The sequence below is a fragment of the Solidesulfovibrio carbinoliphilus subsp. oakridgensis genome (genome assembly GCF_000177215.2).
GTDB classification, from domain to species: Bacteria; Desulfobacterota; Desulfovibrionia; order Desulfovibrionales; family Desulfovibrionaceae; genus Solidesulfovibrio; species Solidesulfovibrio carbinoliphilus.
In genome coordinates this window covers 3,088,323-3,107,524 of sequence record NZ_CM001368.1, presented here as the reverse complement: position 1 = coordinate 3,107,524, position 19,202 = coordinate 3,088,323, and the positions used below count along the sequence as shown (strand labels likewise).

Below are 19,202 nucleotides of genomic sequence, written 5' to 3'. Positions count from 1 at the left end.
ATCATCCCCCCCGGCGGGTCCAGGGCAGAGCCCTGGCAGGGTCTGGGGCAGCGCCCCAGCGGGGTCCGGGGCAGCGCCCCGGCCGCCGGAGGCATCTTCATCCTGCGGCGTCAGCCGAGAGTCACGACGCCGTAGTTTTTCTTGCCTTTGCGCAAAATGAGGAGATCGCCGCCGAGGAAGTCTTCGGGGACGAGGGTCCGGTCTTCGGCGGTGACGCGGACGTTATTGATGGAGACGCCGCCGGCCTTGATGTCCTTGCGGGCCTGGGAGTTGGACGGGCAGAGGGCCAGGTCGGCCAGGAGCTTCGGCAGGGGCGGCACGTCGCCGAGCGTCGGGTAGTTCCGGCCGGGCGCGGCCTGGAGGGCTGCCTTGAGGGTCGCGGCGTCCACGGTTGTCAGGTCGCCGCCGCCAAAAAGGGCCTCGGTCACGGCCTCGACCTTGGCCAGCTCGGCGTCACCGTGGATCATGGCGGTCGTCTCCCGGGCCAGCCGCTTCTGGGCGGCGCGCAGGTGCGGCTCGGCCTCGGTCTGCCCGGCCAGGGCCTCGATGTCCTCCTGGGACAGGAAAGTGAAATAGCGCAGGAAATTGACCACGTCGCGGTCGTCGGCGTTGATCCAGTACTGGTAGAAGGCGTAGGGCGAGGTCAGCTCGGGATTGAGGAAGATGGCCCCTTTCTCGCTTTTGCCGAACTTCGCGCCGCTGGCCGTGGTGATGAGCGGGAAGGTCAGGCCGTAGGCCTGCCTGCCGGTCTTGCGGCGGATGAGCTCCAGCCCGGCGGTGATGTTGCCGAACTGGTCGCCGCCGCCGATCTGGAGCGTGCAGCCCTGGGTGCGGCACAGGTGCTCGAAGTCCAGCGACTGGAGGATCATGTAGCTGAACTCGGTGTAGGAGATGCCGGTCTCCTCGCGGCCGATGCGCGATTTCACCGAATCCTTGGCCAGCATGTAGTTGATGGTGAAGTGCTTGCCCGTGTCGCGCAGAAATTCGATGATCGAGATGGGCCGGGTCCAGTCCAGGTTGTTGACCGGCGTGACCGCGTCGGCCACGCCCAGGCGCTCGAAAAAGGCCATGGCCTGGGCTTTGATTTTTTCCGCAGAGGCGCCAACCAGGTCTTCGGTCTTGAGCTGGCGCTCCTTGTCCTTGCCGCTCGGGTCGCCGATGAGCCCCGTGGCCCCGCCGAGGAGGAAAAGCGGCTTGTGCCCGGCCTTGGCGAACCGGGCCAGGGCCAAGAGCGGCACGAGGTTGCCGATGTGCAGGCTGTCGGCCGTGGGGTCGAAGCCGCAGTAGAGCACGCGGCCGGGCGTCTCCAGGTGGTCGCGCAGGCCCGCGTCGTCGGAGGTCTGGTGGAGGAGGCCGCGCCAGGAGAGTTCGTCGAAGATGTTCAAGGCTGATCCTTTTGGGCGAATGGGCTTTGGGCCGGGGACGTTCGGGCCGGCAGGAACGGGCCATGGCGGCCGTGGCCGGGAACCCGCCCGCGTCGCGTCTCCACGATCCGCGGTTGCGGATTGCGGAAACAATATACCAAAATATTTAAATTTTTCTCAAGCGCAAACAGACTTCAGGCTACAATATCCCGCACGCCGCAAGCCTTCGAGGATTCCAAAGGGCGGCAGCCCTTTGGCCGCCGGAGGCTTCCCCCCGACTTTTCCTCCGCCATCAGATGCCGCTTGGCGGAATGGGAGGCGGCGACGCCGACGCCGGCTTGCCGGATTTGGGCCCACGCAGGTGGGGCGTCACGCCGCTTATGCGTTCGAGCCTGGTCAGGGTGTCCGGGCCCTTGTCGTAGACGTCGACCAGGACGTTCAACGTGAACTGGCCGTTTTTGATATCCGTTTCGATGCGGCTGTCAAAGCCGTTTTTCTGCAGCGTGCTCTTCAGATCTTCCGCTTTCTTGTACTGGCTGAACGAGCCGACCTGATAGGTGTCGTGGGGCCGCTGCCAGTCGTAGACCGTTTCCTCGGCGCAACCGCCCAGAGAAACCGCCAGGAGCGTCGCCAGAAGCACGAGGAGTCGCGTCACCGTCATGGCTGGCCTATTGCTTTGCGCCGCTGCGGCGCTGCTTGTCGTTGTATTCGATGATCTCGGTGCGGCCGTTCTGCTTTTCCGTCACCAGCATGAGCTTGTCGCCTTCCACATTGATGTTGACCAGGCGCGAGCACTTGTTGATGCCGGGCACCACCACCGAGGTCTTGTCCGGGCCGACGGTCACCAGGTCGTAGGTGATGGGGCAGGCGGCGTCGCCCACGCCGTGGCGGATGAGGACCGCGTCGTAGCCGTCGGCCGGATCGCCGACGCTCATGTAGGACTGGGCGGTCAGGGCCGCGCCGGTGGCCTGGTGGATGACCCGGCCGCCGAGCAGAACCGTGGAGGCCGCGCCGTCGCGCACCACTTCGAGGGGCCCGCCCACGGTCATGTAGATGGCCACGCGCTCGGGCGCGGCCAAGGCCGGTGTCGCGGCCAGGCAGGCGAATGTGGCGGCCAGGGCCAGGGCGGCGATGCGTTTGCTGGGCATGGGATTTCCTCCGGTTCGGACGACGGCGGCGGTCAGGGATGCCGCCAGGCAGCGATAGTTACGACCTTGCCCGTGGCCGCGTCAATATCCATGAGCGCGCCCTGCATCTCGGGCGGGGTCTTGGCTACCGCGAACCGGACGGGCAAGGCGGTCAGGTAGCGGGCGATGACCTCTTCGGTGTCCATGCCGATGGCCGAGGCGGCGGGGCCGGTCATGCCGCAGTCGGTGAGGCTGGCCGTGCCCCGGGGCAGGATCTGGGCATCGTTTGTCTGGACGTGGGTATGGGTGCCGAGGACCGCGCTGACCCGGCCGTCCAGATAATAGGCCATGGCCCTTTTTTCGGACGTGGCCTCGGCGTGGAAATCGACCAGCCGGAACCGGACGTCGGCCGGCAGCTCGGCCAGGATGGCGTCGGCCGCCCGGAACGGGCAGTCCACGGCGTCCATGAACACCCGGCCAAGGAGGTTTATGACCGCAAAGGGCTCCCGGCCGGACGGGCGGAAGACCTGCCAGCCGTGGCCGGGCGCGCCGGCCGGGTAGTTGGCCGGGCGCAGCATCCGGGGTTCGGCCGCGAGAAACGGGTGGATGTCCTTGTGGCGGAAGGTGTGGTTGCCGCCGGTCAGGACGTCGATGCCGGCGTCGAGGAGCTGGCGGGCCACCTTGGCCGCGATGCCGATGCCGCCCGAGGCGTTCTCGCCGTTGGCCACCACCAGGTCCAGGCGGAAGTCGCGCCGGACCTGCCGCAGGCGCTCGAACACGATGGACCGGCCGGGCCGGCCCACGATATCGCCGAGAAAAAGCACCCGCATGCCGCCGTCACTCCCCTTCACTTGGCCGCTTGAGGCCGCGCCGCCGGCCAAACCAGCCGGCGCCGCCCACCCCGGCCCGGGCAAGGGCGCCGGACCTGCAGGCCCCGTTCCTGTCGCTCTTTCCGTCGCCGGCCCTGGTCCCCGGTCTGGCGCTGCGGCCCCGCCGGGACGCGGAGGCGTCCCGGGCGGCGGCTTGGCCGCGTCCTATTTGGCAAAGCCCACGGCCCGCTTCTCGCGGATGACCGTGACCCGGATCTGGCCGGGATAGGTCAGGTTGTCCTCGATGCGCTTGGCGATGTCCTTGCAGAGCATGAACGTCTTGTCGTCGTCCACGTGCTCGGAATCGACCACCACCCGGATTTCGCGGCCGGCCTGGATGGCGTAGGCCTTGGACACGCCGTCGAAGTCCGTGGCCAGATTCTCGAGCTCTTCCAGGCGCTTGACGTAGCTTTCCAGGAGTTCCTTGCGGGCTCCGGGCCGGGCGCCGGACAGGCTGTCCGAGGCCTGGACCAGGGTGGCCAGCACGGATTTCGGCGGCACATCCTCGTGGTGGGCCTGGATGGCGTGGAGGATGTCGGCCGGTTCGCCGTACTTCTTGGCCAGATCCGCGCCGATGACCGCGTGGGGGCCTTCGATCTCGTGGTCCACGGCCTTGCCGATGTCGTGGAGGAGCCCCGCCCGCTTGGCCCGCTTGACGTCGAGGCCGAGCTCGGCGGCCATGATGCCGGCCAGGGCGGCCACTTCCAGGGAGTGCTGGAGCACGTTCTGGGAATAGCTGGTGCGGTACTGGAGCTGGCCGAGGAACCGGACCAGTTCGGGGTGGATGCCGTGGACGCCGCAGTCGAAGGTGGCCTGCTCGCCGATCTCGCGGATCTTGACGTCGAGCTCCTGCTCGCACTTCTTGACGATGTCCTCGATGCGGGCCGGGTGGATGCGGCCGTCGGTGATGAGCCGCTCCAGGGCCATCTTGGCGATCTGGCGCTTGAGCGGGGAAAAGGCCGACAGGATGACGGTCTCGGGCGTGTCGTCGATGATGAGGTCCACGCCGGTGGCGGCTTCGAGGGCTCGGATGTTCCGCCCCTCGCGGCCGATGATGCGGCCTTTCATTTCCTCGGAGGGCAGGGTCACGGCGGTGACGGTCTGTTCGGCCACGAAGTCGCCGGCGTAGCGCTGGATGGCCAGGGCCAGGATCTTCTTGCCGCTCTTGTCCGCCGTTTCCTTGGCTTCCATCTCGATGTGGCGGATCATGCGGGCGGCGTCGTGGCGGGTCTTGGACTCGACCTCTTCCATGAGCCGTTTTTTGGCCTCTTCCATGGTCAGGCCGGAAATTTCCTGGAGCCGCTTCTCGTGCTCGTCGGCCAAGAGGGCCAGGGCCTCCGCCTTTTCCCCGAGCTCGCGTTCCTTGATGGTCAGCCGTTTTTCCACGGCCAGCATCTCGGATTCCTTCTGGACGATCTGCTCCTGCTTCTCTTCCAGCCGCTCGCGGCGCTTGAGAACCTGCTCTTCCTTCTCTTCCACCGCATTGATCTTGTCGCGGTATTCCTTTTCGAGTTCCTGCTTCTGGCGGAACTGCTCGTCCTGGGCGGCCAGGACGACTTCCTTCTTGTGGGCGGAGGCGTCCTTGCGGGCTTCGTCCAGGATGCGGTCGGCCAGGGTCCTGGCTTCGTTGAGCGTCTTTTGCGAAATCCACTTGTCGAGGTAGTACCCGGCCGGCAGGCCCAACCCCACGCCAAAAATCCCCATGAATATGGTCGAGAATTCCATGACTTCTCCCGAAGCGGGGAAGGGAAACGGCCGCAGCCATGGGCAAGGGACCGGATATGTTTCAATCCGGAAAACGGCCTGCCGGGTGCCGCGTGGGGGATGGCGCGAATCCAGTCCGGTCGCCGGGGCCGCCGCACGGGCGGCAGCCGCGACCAGGAAGCTGGTTTATATAAAAGCCCCAGAGAGCCGTGTCGTCAATTCTTTTGAACCTTGGCAACCAAGGCGGACGCCCCTGTTTGACCTTCAGGCCACCCGGACAGAGCCGGGCACGCACACCGGCCATGCGTCGCGGCATCCTATTTTTGAGTATCGGCTCAAAAATAAATCAACGATCACGCACACCCCAGGGAACTTTTCGTGCGTCGCCGCTTTGGCGACCTCAATCTATCTGGGTCAGCAGCTTTCCGGCCCGAGACTCAAGATCCTTGAGCTGCTGGTTCGACATGAGCACATCATCGGCCAGACCCAATGCGACAAAGGCCAGCAATTTCTCCTTACCGAGATTTTTCCCGCCCGCCTTCAGCATGTTGTATCGTTGCTCCACCAATTCCTTGGCGGAGTTGACGCGCTCCGAGTGCGCGTCCGTCTTGAACGAAAGCTCATAGCCCAATATGGACAAGCTGTAGCTTGGCATCGACCCACCCGAGGAATCCCGCGGCTGTGTCAGCCGGCGGGAGCCTCCTCTGCAAGCTCTTCCTGGAGTTTCCCCAGGAGTCCGTCGATCCGCTGGGCCACGGCTTCCTTTTCTGCGGCAAGCCGGGCCACATCGGCCCGAAGCATGGCGTTTTCTTCTTCCAGGGCCTTTTTACGGGCCACCAGACGCTCCACGCGTTCTTCCAGGGCGTCAAATATGTCCATGCCCACCCCTACCCCGCTTTGCCCCGAAAGGCAAGCCGGGTGCTCATTTGCGGGTTTTCGTCACCTGTCTGCCGCGCCCGAGGGCCAGGGCCCCGTCCGGCACATCGGAAGTAATCACGGATCCGGCCCCGACAAGGGCGCCCTCCCCGATGGTGACCGGCGCGACCAGGGCGGAGTTGGAGCCGATGAAGGCCCGCTGCCCGATCACGGTCTTGTGCTTGTGCACCCCGTCGTAATTGCAGGTGATGGTGCCGGCCCCGATGTTGGCGCCGGCCCCGACCGTGGCGTCGCCCAGATAGGTCAGATGGCCGGCCTTGGCCCCTGGCCCGAGGGTCGATTTTTTCATCTCCACGAAATTGCCGACCCGGGCCCCGGCCTCCAGGACCGCCCCGGGCCGCAGCCGGGCGTACGGTCCGACCTGGCACCCGGCCGCCACGCGGGCGCCCTCCAGGTGGCAAAACGGATGCACGGTGACGTTTTCGCCGATGGCGGCGTCGACAAGGACCCCGTGCGAACAGACCGTCGCGCCGGCGGCGATGGCGGTCGCGCCATAGAGCTCAAGGGGCCCGCACAGCTCGACCCCGGGCGCGAGGACGACGTCCGGGCCGATGCGGACCCCGTCCGCCGCCCGGATGACCACCCCGGCGTCCTGGTGGGCCTCGACGATGCGGCGCCGGAGCGCCTCTTCGGCCACCACCAGTTCGCGGGGGCTGTTGATGCCGAGGTAGGCCGGGTCCGGACCCCGGTTGACGGCCAGGACGGAGAGGCCGGCCCCGGCGGCCAGGCCGACCAGATCGGTGATGTAGTATTCGCCGCTTTTGTTGTCGTTGGTAAGTTGCGACAGGAAGGGCGCCACGGCCTCCAGGCGCAGGAGGTAGACCCCGGCGTTGATCTCGCCGGTCACGGCGCCGTCCCGGGCCGGATCGTAGTCCTTGGCCTCGACGATCCGCACCCCCCCATCCCGGCGCACCACCCGGCCGTAGGCCCCGGCCTCGGGCAGCTCGATGGAGACAAAGGCCACGTCGGCGCCGGCGGCCAGCCCCTGGTCCAGAAACCGGTCCAGGCTTTCGGCCGTGACCAGCGGGGCGTCGCCGTTGACCACCAGCACGTGGGTCAGGCCGGCCGCCAGCAGGCGCGGCAGGGCGACCGCCAGGGCATGGCCGGTGCCGAGCTGCTCGGCCTGGACCACGAAACGCGAGGCCTGGCCGGGAAAGGCGGCCGCGACCAGTTCGGCCCGGTGGCCGACCACGGTCAGGACCCGGTCCGCGAAAAGGCTTTCCAGGGCGGCCAGGCCGTACCGGAGCATGGGTTCGCCAAGAAGGGTCTTTAAGACCTTGGGGGCGTCGCTTCGCATGCGCGTCCCCTTGCCTGCCGCCAGAATCAGTGCGCCGATGCGCTCTCGCATGTGCCGTCTCCGTGTGTGGCGCAAAAAGCGCGTGCTGCAAAAAAAGTTGGGCGCGGGTGGCGTGGCCGCGACACCGCCCGGTGGCCGGCCTTGGCCCGGCCGGCTACGGGCGCGGACCGGACCGTTTGGCGGGCCGGCCCGCGCCGAGCGCCTCGTGGAGCCTGATGCGCAGGACCGCCCGCTGCAGGGCCGTCTTGGCCCTGGCGAACTCCACATTGTCCCGGCGGGCCGCCTCCAGGCGGGCCGCGGCCCGGTCCCTGGCCTTTTGGGCCCGGTCGAGGTCGATCTCCTCCGGCAGCTCGGCGGCCTCGGCCAGCACCAGGACCCGGCCCGGGCCGACGTCGGCCACCCCGCCGCCGACAAAGGCCTCGTGGAGGGTCCCGCCCAGGCGGTAGGCCAGGGTGCCGACCCGCAGGGCCGAAAGAAAGGGGACGTGCCCCGGCAGGATGGTGAAATCCCCGGCAAAGCCGGCCCCGGTCACGGACTCCACGTCCCGGCTCATGACCAGCCGGTCCGGGGTCACGATCTCAAGCAGCAGTGTCTTGGCCATGGTCCGTCCTTGTCCGGGCCGTTCGCCCGCAGCGGCCACCCTACCAGGAAAGGGCCGGCCGCAAAAGACGGGCGACCCACAAAAAAAGGGCGGACCCCGGAGGGTCCGCCCTGGATCAACGGATGCCGGCGGCCGGCTAGTGGGAGGCGGTGGAGGTCGCGGTGTCGCGGACCTTCATGCGGTAGAAGGCGCGCTGCATGGCGGCCTGGGCCCGGGCGAAGTCGACTTTCTCGCGTTCGCGATCCAGACGCTGCTTGGCCCGGTCCTGGGCTTTCCTCGCCCGCTCCACGTCGATGTCCTCCGGTCGCTCGGCCACTTCGGCCAAGATGGTGACCTTGTTCCCCGAGACTTCGGCGAACCCGCCGGAGACGAAGACGTAGTTAGCCTTGCCCCCGACCTTGTACATCAGGCTGCCGATGCCAAGCGCGGACAGGAACGGGATGTGGTTGGCCATGACGCCGAACTCGCCAAGGAGGCCGGGCGCGCCAACGTAATCCACGTCCTGGGACAACACGAGCTTGTCCGGAGTGACGATTTCAAGGAGGAGTTGGGCCATGGCACTTATCCTTTCTTGGCGTTTTCAACGGCCTCGTTGATGTCGCCGACCATGTAGAAGGCGCCTTCCGGGATGTCATCGTGCTTGCCCTCGATGATCTCCTTAAAGCCCTTGATGGTGTCCTCGAGCTTCACGTAGCGGCCTTCCTTGCCGGTGAACTGGGCGGCAACGAAGAACGGCTGGGACAGGAAGCGCTGGATCTTGCGGGCCCGGGCCACGATGAGCTTGTCTTCGTCGGACAGCTCGTCCATGCCGAGGATGGCGATGATGTCCTGGAGGTCCTTGTATTTCTGGAGGCTCATCTGGACTTCGCGGGCCGTGGCGTAGTGGTCGCCGCCAAGGACGAGGGGGTCCAGGATGCGCGAGGTCGAGTCGAGCGGATCGACCGCGGGGTAGATGCCGAGCTCGGCGATCTGACGCGAAAGGACCAGCGTGCCGTCCAAGTGCGAGAACGTGGTGGCCGGGGCCGGGTCGGTCAAGTCGTCGGCGGGCACGTAAACGGCCTGGACCGAGGTGATGGAACCCTTTTTGGTCGAGGTGATGCGTTCCTGCAGGGCGCCGAGGTCGGTGCCCAAGGTCGGCTGGTAGCCGACCGCGGAAGGCATGCGGCCAAGAAGGGCCGACACTTCGGAACCGGCCTGGGTGAACCGGAAGATGTTGTCGATAAAGAGCAGCACGTCCTGGCCTTCCTCGTCGCGGAAGTATTCCGCGCAGGTCAGAGCGGTCAGGGCGACGCGGGCGCGGGCTCCAGGAGGCTCATTCATCTGGCCGTAGACAAGTGAGGCTTTGCCCAGAATGTCGGCTTCCTTGAACTCGTTGTAGAGGTCGTTGCCTTCACGGGTCCGCTCGCCGACGCCGGCGAAGACCGAGAGGCCGCCGTGGTGCTTGGCGATGTTGTTGATCAGCTCCATCAGAACGACCGTCTTGCCGACGCCGGCGCCGCCGAACAGGCCCATCTTACCGCCCTTGGGGAAGGGGATCAGGAGGTCGATGACCTTGATGCCCGTCTCGAGCAGCTCGATGCTCGTGGACTGGTCCACGAAGGCCGGAGCCGGACGGTGGATCGGCCACATGGCGGCCGCGTCGACCGGGCCCATTTCGTCCACGGGACGGCCGACGACGTTCAGGATACGGCCAAGGGCGGCCTTGCCGACCGGCACCCGGATGGGCGAACCGGTGTCCGTGGCGGGCATGCCGCGCACGAGACCGTCGGTGGAGTCCATGGCGATGCAGCGCACGACGTTGTCGCCGAGGTGCTGGGCCACTTCGACCACCAGGTCTTCGGCATAGATGTTGTTGGTGTTCTTGATTTCGAGGGCGTTTAAAATACTCGGCAGTTTGCCCTCGGGAAATTCGACGTCGAGAACGGCGCCGATGACCTGCACGATTTTTCCGACATTTCCGCTTGTCGCGCTCATTGTATGGTGCCCCCTTGGTTATCCCTTGAGTGCTTCGGAACCGCCGACGATGTCCATCAGTTCCTTGGTAATGGCCGTCTGCCGGGCCTTGTTGTAGACCAGGGTCAGCGAGCTGACGAGGTCGTCGCAGTTCCTGGTGGCATTGTCCATGGACCGCATGCGGGCGGCGTGCTCGCTGGCCGAGGTGTCAAGCAGCCCGCGGTAGATCTGGACATTGATGAACCGGGGCAGGAGCTCGGCGAGCAACCCTTCCACCGACGGTTCGTAGAGGTACTCGGCCTTGGTTCCGACCTGCTCCACGACCTCGCCGGCGGCAGCGGGGGACAGGGGCAAAACGGGCAGCAGGGTGGGTTCCTGCCGGGCAAGGCTGATGAACTTGCCAAAGGCCATGATCACTTCGTCGTAGGTGCCGCCGACATAGCCGCCGATGACCTCGCTGCCGATGCGCGTGGCCAGGGAGAAGTCGAAGGAACCCATTTCGTTGACATAGGCGGCCACGATCTCGAAGTCGGTCCGGCGGAAGCTGTCGCGGGCCTTTCTGCCCACGCACAGGATCTTGACGGCCTTGCCTTCGGCGGTCTTGGCCTTGGCGACCTTCAGGGCCGCCTGGGTGATGTTGTTGTTAAACGCGCCGCACAGGCCGCGGTCGGAGGTGATGACGACCAGAAGGACGGTCTTCACTTCCTCGCGGGCCTCCAGGAGCGGATGGACCGAGGGATCGGCCCCCTTGGCCAGTTCGCCGAGCATCTCGTAGAACTTGTCGGCATAGGGGCGGAACCGCTCGATGCGCGCCTGGGCGTGGCGCAGTTTGGCCGAGGCCACCATGTTCATGGCCTTGGTGATCTGCTTGGTCTTTTTGACCGCGGTGATCTTGTTCTTGACGTCTTTGAGCGCAGGCATGGCTCCCCCTTTGGGCCTGTCGTGGCGTTCCTAAACAGCCGCCCGCAGCGTCCTGCGGACCGCCGCCGGGCGGCTGTTTCTCTCCAAAAACATGGGCATGTTTTTTGGCGAACGCGACGCCTAGGCCTTGAAGCCCTTCTTGAACTCGTCAATGGCCGCGCCAAGCCGCTGCATCAGATCGTCGTTCAAAGCGGCCTTTTCACGGATTTCGTTCAGGATGTCGACCTTGGCGTTGTGGAAGTACTCCTGCAGGCCCTCTTCGAACTTGCGCACGGCCTCGACCGGCACGTCGTCCATGAAGCCGCGGGTGCCGGCGAAAAGCGAGATGACCTGCTCTTCGACGGTCAACGGCTTGTACTGGGGCTGTTTGAGGAGCTCGACCATGCGCATGCCGCGGTTGAGCTTGAGCTGCGTGGCCTTGTCCAGGTCGGACCCGAACTGGGCGAAGGCGGCCAGTTCGCGGTACTGGGCGAGGTCGAGGCGCAGGGTGCCGGCCACCTGCTTCATGGCCTTGACCTGGGCGGCGCCGCCGACGCGGGAGACCGAGAGGCCGACGTTGATGGCCGGACGGATACCGGCGTTAAACAGGTTCGGCTCCAGGTAGACCTGGCCGTCGGTGATGGAGATGACGTTGGTCGGGATGTAGGCCGACACGTCGCCCGCCTGGGTCTCGATGATGGGCAGGGCGGTCAGCGAACCGGCGCCGAGCTTGTCGGACAGCTTGGCGGCGCGCTCCAGCAGACGGGAGTGGAGGTAGAAAACGTCGCCCGGGAAAGCCTCACGTCCGGGGGGACGGCGAAGCAGCAGCGACATCTGGCGGTAGCTGACGGCCTGCTTGGAAAGATCGTCGTAGATAATCAGCGCGTGGCGGCCGTTGTCGCGGTGGTACTCGGCCATGGTGCACCCGGAGTAGGGGGCGATGAACTGGAGCGAGGCCGGTTCCGACGCGGTGGCCGAAATGATGGTGGTGTACTCCATGGCGCCGTAGCGACGCAGGGTCTCGGCGACCAGGGCCACGGTGGACTTCTTCTGGCCGATGGCCACGTAGAAGCAGTACACGCCCTGTCCCTTCTGGGCCAGGATGGCGTCCAGGCAGACGGCGGTCTTGCCGGTCTGACGGTCGCCGATGATCAGTTCGCGCTGGCCACGGCCGATGGGGGTCATGGCGTCGATGGCCTTGAGGCCCGTGTACATGGGCTGGTGGACCGATTTGCGCGCGATGATGCCCGGGGCCTTGATCTCGACGTTGCGCTTTTCCGGAGCCTCGATGGGGCCGAGGCCGTCGATGGGGTTGCCCAGGGGATCGATGACGCGGCCAGCGACGGCGTCGCCGACGGGCACCGAGAAGATGGTGCCGGTGCGCTTGACCGGGTCGCCTTCCTTGATGTGGGTGTCCTCACCGAGAAGGGCCACACCGACGTTGTCCTCTTCCAGGTTGAGCACCAGACCCTTGACGCCGCCCGGGAATTCCAGGAGCTCCATGGCCATGGCGTTCTGGACGCCATAGACGCGGGCAATCTGGTCGCCGACCGACAGAACCGTACCGGTCTCGCTCATTTCGACGCGGGACTCGTAGTTTTGGATCTGCTGTTCGATGATCTGGCTGATCTCTTCCGCTTTGATTTGCATGGCCCTACTCACCCCTCTTGATTTGTTCTTTCAATATTTCGAGCTGGGCGCGAAGGCTCGCGTCCAACACCTTGTCGCCGACTTTGAGGAGCACCCCGCCCAGGATGGCGGAATCGACGGCGAAGGACAGCACCAGCTTTTTGCCGGACTGCTTTTCAAGCTTGGACTTGATCTGATCCTGGCGCGGTTCGGAAAGCGCGTAGGCGGTGACCAACTGGCCGCGCAGGACGCCCTCGGATTCGTCGAGCAGAGTCCGGTAGTAGGCGGACACTTCAAGGACGAAGGACAGGCGTTCCTTGTCGGCCAGAAGCGACAGGAAGTTGGCGACGATGGGCTTAAGGGAAAGCTTGGCCACAACCCCGGCCAGCACGGCCTTTTTGTGTTCCGCGGCGATGACGGGGTTGGCGAAGACCTTAAGCAGGGCCGGGGACGCTTCAAGGACGGAGGCGAACGCCTCCAGATCCTTGCCGTACTCCGCCGGTGCCTTGCTGCCGGCCTTCTTGGCCAGCGCGAAGAGCGCCTTGGCGTAGCGGCGCGCGACGATGTTGCCGGTCAATTGAACACCACCTTTGTTAAGTATTCATCCACGAGCTTTTCCTGGTCCTTGGCGGAGAGCTTCTTCTGGAGCATGGTCTTGGCGGAGGCGACCACGGACTCGGCCAGCTCGGCCCGGATCTTTTCCACGGCCACGCGGGCCTCGGCCTCGGCCGTGGCCGTCGCCTGTCCGCGAATCTGCTCGGCCTTGGCCTCGGCGGCGGCGATGATGGAGTCGCGCAGCGCTTCGCCCTGCCGGCGGTACTCCTGCTCGATCTTCGCCTTTTCCTCGGCCAGGTTGCTGATCGAGGCCTCGATCTCGGCCAGGCGACGGGCCGCGTCGGCCTTGCGGACGTCGAGGTCGGTCAACTGGTTCTCGATCTGCTGGGTGCGGCCGCGGAAAAATCCCACGATCTTCTTGCCGGCGAGCTTGGCGATGACGCCGAAGACCAGCAGGAAGTTGACCACACGGAACATGAAGTCCTTCCAGTTGAGCCCGTGGGCCGCTTCCGCGCCGTGTTCCGCGTCACCCTGGGCATAGGCCAGGGCGGCAACGCCGAGAACAAGGACGACCAGGACCACGGTGGCGATGCGGTGGTGCCTTTTCAATTGAACCCTCCCTTTCCTTGAGAAATCCACGAAAACCCCCGGTGATTTAAGCCGCCAACACTTTGGCCACGGCCTTGGACGCCAGACCGGACACGCTCGACTTGAGGGCCTTTTGGGCGGCCGCGGTCTGGGCCGCGATATCGGCCCGGGCCGCCTGGACCGTGCCCGCCGCTTCGGCGCCGGCGGCGTCGAGCAGCGTCTTTTCCTGGGCCTGGCCCTCGGCCTTCATGGCCGTACGCTCGGCCGTGGCCGCCTGGCGGGCCGCATCCAGGGCCTGTTCGTAGTCCCGGAGCTTGGCATCGGCGGAGACGGCAAACGATTCGATGCCTTCCATCTGGGAGGCGACGTGTTCAGCCCGCTTTTTGAGGACGCGGCGGATGGGTCCGATGAGAATGACGTTGAGCAGGATCAGGATGAGCAGAAAATTGACGAATTGGACGAAAAACGTTGCGTTTAAGTCAATCATCGGCACCCTCCGGGAGGTTGTGAAAATTTTTGCAAAGTCAGCAAGCGGCTGTAGCGAATTTGGGCCGGCCTGTCCAGCCCTTTTTGACAAAAAGCGCAGCCGCCCTGGGCCGGAAACCGGCCCGGCGCCTGCCCTTTACGGCTCCCGCCCCGACCCGCCATCCAGGCCCGCGGCCAGGGCCGCCGGCGTTGCCCCGGCCTCGCCCCCCCCGGCCATCACCACCTGGCCGTCGAGGCTGCCGCCCTCTTCCACCACCAGCGACGGGGTCGTGACCGAACCGGTCAGCCGCCCCGTGGCATGGACCGTGACCATGGCCGCGGCCGTGACCTCGGCCGCCACCACGCCGCCGCACACCAGCCGCCCCACGTCGATGCGGCCCGAAATGCGCGCGTTCTTGCCGACGACAAGAGAGCCCGGGGACGTGATCTCGCCCTCGAAAGCCCCGTCGATGCGCACCACGCCCTCAAAGGCCAGCCGCCCGGTGAAAAAGGTGCCAGCGCCCAGAAAGGCGTTGATGTCGTGCTTGCCCACGGCGATCCTCCGACAGCCGGCGAGTGGAACCTCCCCGCGCCGCATGGAGCCGCCCGCCTAGCTCTTCTTGAACAAGAAGCGCCGCATGGAGACGTTGACGACGATGCCCACGAGAGTGAAGTTCACGATGGTGGCGCTCCCCCCGTAGCTGATAAACGGCAGGGGGATCCCAACGACCGGCATGATGCCGAGCACCATACCCATGTTGATGAGGATTTGCCAGAAGAAATAGAAGAATACCCCGGCGGCCAGGTAGCTGCCGAACCGGTCCTTGGCGTTTCTGGCCGTGACGTAGAACTGCAGCAGAAACAGGCAGAAGAGCGTCAGAAGGAAAATGCCGCCCACAAAGCCCCACTCCTCGGCAAAGACGGCCACCGCGAAGTCGGTGTGTTTCTCCGGCAGGTAGCGCAGCTGGCTCTGGGTGCCTTCGAGAAAGCCCTTGCCCCACATCTGGCCCGAGCCGATGGCGATCTGGGATTGGATGATGTGGTAGCCGGCCCCCAGGGGATCGCGCTGGGGGTCGAAAAGGGTCAGGATCCGGCCCTTCTGGTAGGGTTTCAAGAAAAACCAGCCGCACGGGATGAGCGCCGGCCCGGCGATGGCCAGGGTCTTGAAGACCGGCCCGGCCAGACCCCGGTAGAGGATGAGTCCGCACACCAGGAGCAGGACATTGAGGCCCGTGCCGAGGTCGGGCTCGACGATGATGAGGGCGGCCACGGGCAGGGATACGGCCAGGATGCCGGCCAGATCCAGCCAGCCCAGGCGGTCGGGCCGCTTGGACAGGATCTTGGCGGCCAGAAGCAGCATGGCGATCTTGGCCAGCTCGCTCGGCTGGAAGGCATAGCCGCCGATGGGCAGCCACCGCTTGGCCCCGGACACGGTCTTGCCGAAAAGGAGCACCAGGATCAGGAGCACGGCCACGGCGATGGCCAGGGGCCAGGCGATGGTGGCCAGGTGCTTGTAGTCGAACAGGACCACGGCCAACAGGCAGCACAGGCCGCCGGCGCCCCAGATGAGCTGCTTGTTGTAAAACGACTGCAGGGTCAGCTCGTCGCCCATGCGAAAGCCGCTGGCCGAATAGAGGTTCAGGACCCCGACGCCGAAAAGGAGCGCGGTCAGGCCCAGAAGCGGCCAGTTGATGCTAAAGAGCAGTCGACGGTCAAACGGCATGGGAAACGTTCTTCCTTGTTAGGCGGGCAGGCGCCCGCCGCGGCGGCACCGGGAAGCGGTCGGCCGGTTGGCCGACGCCGGGCGCGAACTCTCGTTTTTGTCAAAATCCCGCCCCGGGCCTGCGGGTGGCGACCCTAGTCCCCGAGGTCGCCGGCGTCCACGGCCGGGGCCGCGGCCGGCTCCGGGGCGGCCGCGGCGGCGCGGCCGCTTCTGGACGCGGACGGGGCCGGGCCGAACAGCTGCTCGTAGACCTTGCGCACGATGGGGCCGGCGATTTCGCCGCCGTGGCCGCCGTGTTCGACCAGGCAGACCACCACGTAGGTCTTGCCGTCCTTTTTCCCCCAGCTGGCGATCCAGGCGTGGTCGCGCTGCTCGTAGGGCATGGCCATGGTCTTGCGCCGCACGTCGGCGTTTATGAGCTTGACCACCTGGGCTGTGCCGGTCTTGCCGCCCATGACCGCGTCGGAACGCAGCAGCGACTTGCCCGTGCCGTGCTCGACCGTGGTCACCATGGCGTCGAGGATGAACTGGCGGTCCGCGTCCTTGAGCGGCAGGGTGCCGTCCAGGCGCGGGGCCTCGGTCTCGACCAGTTCGGGCTTCATGAGCCTGCCGCCGTTGACCAGGGCCGAAAGGTAGCGGGACACCTGCAGCGGCGAGGTCAGGACGTAGCCCTGGCCGATGGAGGCGATGACGGTCTCGCCCTTGGACCAGGCCGCGCCGAACCGCTTGCGTTTCCACTCCTTGGACGGGATGAGCCCGGCCTTTTCGTGGGGCAGGTCGATGCCGGTGCGGGCCCCGAACCCGCTGGCCGTGGCGTATTCGTGGAGCCGGTCGATGCCCATGCGGTCGCCGAGCTTGTAGAAATAGATGTCGCAGGAGTGGACCAGGGCCCCGCGCAGGTCCAGGGCCCCGTGGCCGCCCTTTTTCCAGTCGTGGAAATCCCGGTTGCCGACCCGGTAGACGCCGGGGCAGGCCACGACGTCGCCGGGCTTGATGAAGCCTTGGCTGAGGCCCGCCGCGGCCATCAGGAGCTTGAAGACCGAGCCCGGCGGATAGACGCCCTGGGTCACCCGGTTCTGGATGGGGTGGCGCGGGTTGTCGCGCAGCTCCCGCCACTTGTCGGCCGGGACGCCGAGCACGAACATGTTGTTGTCGAAGCTCGGCTCGCTGACCATGGCCAAAAGCTTGCCCGTGTCCGGCTCCATGACCACGATGGCCCCGGCCTGGCCCTCCAGGAGCCGCGTGCACTCGCGCTGCAAATTGACGTCAATGGCCAGCTTCACGTCGCTGCCGGCCTGGGGCGGCGCCAGGATCTGCTCGTTGTGCTGGCGGCCGAAGGCGTCGACCTCGACCTGCTTGCGGCCCTTGGCGCCCCGCAGCACGTCCTCCAGGGCGAATTCCAGCCCCTGTTTGCCGACCGAGTCGCCAAGCGACAGGCTCGGATTCTTCTCCAGCTCGTCCTCGTTGGCCTCGGCCACGTAGCCGAGGACGTGGGACATGAGGGCCCCGGTCGGGTAGGACCGCTTCTGGCGGATGACGATGTCGAGCCCGGGGTAGAGCATGGCGTTGGCCTCGATGCGGGCCAGGGCGTCATAGGGCAGGTCGGTGATCAGCGTCAGGGGCTCGAAGGGCTTGACCCGCTTCTTGCCGCGCCGAAACGTCTCGGCGAGCACGGCCTTGTCCACGCCCGTCCACTCCGAGACCTTGGCCAGGGTGGCGTCCACGTCCTCGCAGTCCTCGCGCACGAGCCCAAGGGCAAAGGACGGCTCGCTGACCGCGAGCGGCACGCCGTTTCTATCGACGATGCGGCCACGGGCCGAGTTGATGAGCACCTGGCGCAGCTGGTTGTCCCGGGCCATGTCCGCGAATTTCGCGCCCTTGTGGACTTGCAAATACCACAGGCGCAGGGTGAACAGGCAAAAGACGCCAAGGACCAGGGCCTGGAGCAGGACCAGCCCGGAACGGGGGGCGTGCTGCTGGGGGGCTTCGCTTTCAAGCCGCATGGCCGCTGTCCGGGAGATGGTGGTGGATGAGGTAGATGAGCCCCCATTCGACGGGGAAGATCAAGGCTTGCACACCGCTTTCCATCAGCAGGCGCTCCAAGGGGATGGTCTGGTCCTGCAGCAACACCATGATATTGATGAGCACAAAATGCATGGACCCGAGACACAAGCCCAGAATGAACATGAAAAGGAAGTTTCGGGCCTCAAAGAGCCAGTGCCCGAAAAAATAGAGCCCGGCCAGGGCCCCGTACCACAGAAGCCCGGCCCCGAAAGCCAGGCTGCCGGTCCCTTCCTGGATGAAAAGCCAGACCAGGCCGAGCCAGACCGGCACCGTCCATTTCTCCTCCTGCATGGCCAGGATAAGCCCTGGCGCCAGGAAGTCCACCCCGGGGATGACGTTTTGCAGCCAGACCCCGGTGGCGGTGAAAAGGGCCCAGAAGGCGATGTGTCCGGGTCTCATTGCCCCTCGGGCCGGGACGGCTTCCGGCGTTTCTTCTGGTCCGCGCCGGCCTCGGCTCCGGCCTCGCGGCCCTTTTTCTCGGGCTGGCCGGATTGGACGGCCGCGGGCGGCGGCGCGGCCTTCACGGCCGGCGCCGGGGCGGCCGGCGCCTGGGCGGCGGGCGCCTGGGCCGGAGGCGGAGGCGTCGGCTGGCGCGTGGTCGGCGCCATGGCGGCCGGGGTCTTCGGCAGCTTGCCGGATTTGGTGGGAAAGGGCGGCTGCTCGGGGGCCGGCTGGCCGGACGCATCGGGCTGGGCGGCCGGGATGACCGGCGCGCCGCGGAAAAGAAGGGCCGCCTCCTCCAGCTGCTGGGGCACGAAAAGCGGCGCGGCCGTGACGAGCTGGAAAAGCGAGGCCCCGGACCGGCCCACCGACGTCACCCGGGCCACGGGCAGGCCCTTGGGAAAGATCTCCTCCAGGCCCGAGGTGACGAGGATCTCGCCCTCCTCGATCGGCGCGCCCTGGGCCACGTACTGCAGGGACAACTCGTGGCTCGGGCCCTCGCCCTTGAGGATGCCCTGGGTCCTGTTTTTCTGGGAGACCACGGGAATGCGGCTGTTGGGATCGGTGATGAGGAGCACGGTGGCCGCGCTCGGGGAAATGCGCAGGACCCGTCCGACCACGCCGTCGGGCGAGACGACCGGGGTGTTCGGGGCCACGCCCGAGGCGCTTCCCTTGTCGATGAGGAAGGTTTCGAGGGCGGCGTTCGGGCCCAGGCGATGGGAAATAATACGCGCCCCCAGGCGGGTCCATTCCCCGGGCGGGGTCATGGACAGCAACCGGCGCAGGCGCTCCACTTCCGAGGCGTTCTCCCGAAGCCTCGACAGCTCGTCTTTCGCGGCATCAAGCTCCTGGCGCAACTGGTCGTTTTGCTGCCGGATGCCGACGAAATACAGATAGCGGTTCCAGAACGACGCCGCCTCCTCGTGGACCAGCTTCCCCGGAGCCAATACCCACCTGGCGAACTCGAGTCCGGTATGGCTGGCCAG

Annotated in this window: 21 protein-coding genes and 1 other RNA gene; all 22 read right to left on the bottom strand. The window is 66.3% G+C overall.

Annotation, left to right across the window (positions count from 1 at the left end; genetic code table 11):
• Positions 1-110: 110 nt before the first annotated feature.
• The 22 genes from tyrS to mreC all read right to left on the bottom strand — a co-directional run bounded on the left by tyrS (position 111) and on the right by mreC (position 19,163).
• Positions 111-1,385, bottom strand: coding sequence for a tyrosine--tRNA ligase (gene tyrS / locus DFW101_RS13565; RefSeq protein ID WP_009182093.1), 1,275 nt, complete (start codon positions 1,383-1,385; stop codon positions 111-113).
• A 271-nt stretch (positions 1,386-1,656) separates the two neighbouring features.
• Positions 1,657-2,025 (bottom strand): SPOR domain-containing protein, encoded by a 369-nt coding sequence (locus DFW101_RS13560; protein ID WP_009182092.1) that lies wholly within the window; start codon positions 2,023-2,025, stop codon positions 1,657-1,659.
• A 7-nt stretch (positions 2,026-2,032) separates the two neighbouring features.
• Positions 2,033-2,512 carry a hypothetical protein gene (locus tag DFW101_RS13555; protein WP_009182091.1) on the bottom strand — a complete coding sequence of 160 codons (480 nt, stop codon included), beginning with the start codon at positions 2,510-2,512 and terminating at the stop codon, positions 2,033-2,035.
• A gap of 32 nt (positions 2,513-2,544) precedes the next feature.
• Complete coding sequence (locus tag DFW101_RS13550; RefSeq protein ID WP_009182090.1) at positions 2,545-3,321, bottom strand: TIGR00282 family metallophosphoesterase; 777 nt, start codon at positions 3,319-3,321, stop codon at positions 2,545-2,547.
• A gap of 204 nt (positions 3,322-3,525) precedes the next feature.
• Entirely contained in the window at positions 3,526-5,085 is a 1,560-nt protein-coding gene (gene rny, locus DFW101_RS13545) for a ribonuclease Y (protein WP_009106807.1), read from the bottom strand.
• A 171-nt stretch (positions 5,086-5,256) separates the two neighbouring features.
• Positions 5,257-5,438, bottom strand: a non-coding RNA gene (gene ssrS / locus DFW101_RS19105) — 6S RNA.
• A gap of 26 nt (positions 5,439-5,464) precedes the next feature.
• Positions 5,465-5,719: a cell division protein ZapA gene (locus tag DFW101_RS13540; protein WP_009106804.1), complete on the bottom strand. Its 255-nt coding sequence runs from the start codon at positions 5,717-5,719 to the stop codon at positions 5,465-5,467.
• Positions 5,720-5,748: 29 nt separating this feature from the next.
• Positions 5,749-5,943, bottom strand: a complete 195-nt coding sequence (zapB, locus tag DFW101_RS13535; RefSeq protein ID WP_009182089.1) for a cell division protein ZapB — start codon at positions 5,941-5,943, stop codon at positions 5,749-5,751.
• A gap of 43 nt (positions 5,944-5,986) precedes the next feature.
• Positions 5,987-7,348 carry a bifunctional UDP-N-acetylglucosamine diphosphorylase/glucosamine-1-phosphate N-acetyltransferase GlmU gene (gene glmU / locus DFW101_RS13530; RefSeq protein WP_009182088.1) on the bottom strand — a complete coding sequence of 454 codons (1,362 nt, stop codon included), beginning with the start codon at positions 7,346-7,348 and terminating at the stop codon, positions 5,987-5,989.
• Between the two features lie 103 nt (positions 7,349-7,451).
• Positions 7,452-7,898, bottom strand: a complete 447-nt coding sequence (locus DFW101_RS13525) for a F0F1 ATP synthase subunit epsilon (protein WP_009182087.1) — start codon at positions 7,896-7,898, stop codon at positions 7,452-7,454.
• A 136-nt stretch (positions 7,899-8,034) separates the two neighbouring features.
• Positions 8,035-8,454: a F0F1 ATP synthase subunit epsilon gene (locus DFW101_RS13520; RefSeq protein ID WP_009182086.1), complete on the bottom strand. Its 420-nt coding sequence runs from the start codon at positions 8,452-8,454 to the stop codon at positions 8,035-8,037.
• A 5-nt stretch (positions 8,455-8,459) separates the two neighbouring features.
• Complete coding sequence (atpD, locus tag DFW101_RS13515) at positions 8,460-9,872, bottom strand: F0F1 ATP synthase subunit beta (RefSeq protein WP_009182085.1); 1,413 nt, start codon at positions 9,870-9,872, stop codon at positions 8,460-8,462.
• 18 nt (positions 9,873-9,890) lie between these two features.
• Positions 9,891-10,772, bottom strand: a complete 882-nt coding sequence (locus tag DFW101_RS13510) for a F0F1 ATP synthase subunit gamma (RefSeq protein WP_009182084.1) — start codon at positions 10,770-10,772, stop codon at positions 9,891-9,893.
• A 120-nt stretch (positions 10,773-10,892) separates the two neighbouring features.
• On the bottom strand, positions 10,893-12,401 hold the full coding sequence (gene atpA / locus DFW101_RS13505; protein WP_009182083.1) for a F0F1 ATP synthase subunit alpha: 1,509 nt from the start codon (positions 12,399-12,401) through the stop codon (positions 10,893-10,895).
• Positions 12,402-12,405: 4 nt separating this feature from the next.
• Positions 12,406-12,957 carry an ATP synthase F1 subunit delta gene (atpH, locus tag DFW101_RS13500; RefSeq protein ID WP_009182082.1) on the bottom strand — a complete coding sequence of 184 codons (552 nt, stop codon included), beginning with the start codon at positions 12,955-12,957 and terminating at the stop codon, positions 12,406-12,408.
• Positions 12,954-13,544: a F0F1 ATP synthase subunit B family protein gene (locus DFW101_RS13495; RefSeq protein ID WP_009182081.1), complete on the bottom strand. Its 591-nt coding sequence runs from the start codon at positions 13,542-13,544 to the stop codon at positions 12,954-12,956. The genes atpH and DFW101_RS13495 overlap by 4 nt, the downstream gene beginning before the upstream one ends.
• A gap of 46 nt (positions 13,545-13,590) precedes the next feature.
• Positions 13,591-14,010: an ATP synthase F0 subunit B gene (locus tag DFW101_RS13490; RefSeq protein ID WP_009182080.1), complete on the bottom strand. Its 420-nt coding sequence runs from the start codon at positions 14,008-14,010 to the stop codon at positions 13,591-13,593.
• A 135-nt stretch (positions 14,011-14,145) separates the two neighbouring features.
• The gene (locus DFW101_RS13485) at positions 14,146-14,541 is read right to left on the bottom strand and encodes a bactofilin family protein (protein WP_336469891.1); all 396 of its coding nucleotides are present in this window, start codon (positions 14,539-14,541) and stop codon (positions 14,146-14,148) included.
• 57 nt (positions 14,542-14,598) lie between these two features.
• Positions 14,599-15,711, bottom strand: a complete 1,113-nt coding sequence (rodA, locus tag DFW101_RS13480; RefSeq protein ID WP_009182078.1) for a rod shape-determining protein RodA — start codon at positions 15,709-15,711, stop codon at positions 14,599-14,601.
• A gap of 134 nt (positions 15,712-15,845) precedes the next feature.
• Positions 15,846-17,714 carry a penicillin-binding protein 2 gene (gene mrdA / locus DFW101_RS13475; protein WP_009182077.1) on the bottom strand — a complete coding sequence of 623 codons (1,869 nt, stop codon included), beginning with the start codon at positions 17,712-17,714 and terminating at the stop codon, positions 15,846-15,848.
• Positions 17,704-18,174, bottom strand: a complete 471-nt coding sequence (locus DFW101_RS13470; RefSeq protein WP_009182076.1) for a hypothetical protein — start codon at positions 18,172-18,174, stop codon at positions 17,704-17,706. The genes mrdA and DFW101_RS13470 overlap by 11 nt, the downstream gene beginning before the upstream one ends.
• Positions 18,171-19,163 carry a rod shape-determining protein MreC gene (gene mreC / locus DFW101_RS13465; RefSeq protein WP_050805038.1) on the bottom strand — a complete coding sequence of 331 codons (993 nt, stop codon included), beginning with the start codon at positions 19,161-19,163 and terminating at the stop codon, positions 18,171-18,173. Before mreC ends, DFW101_RS13470 begins: the two co-directional genes overlap by 4 nt.
• Positions 19,164-19,202 lie beyond the last annotated feature (39 nt).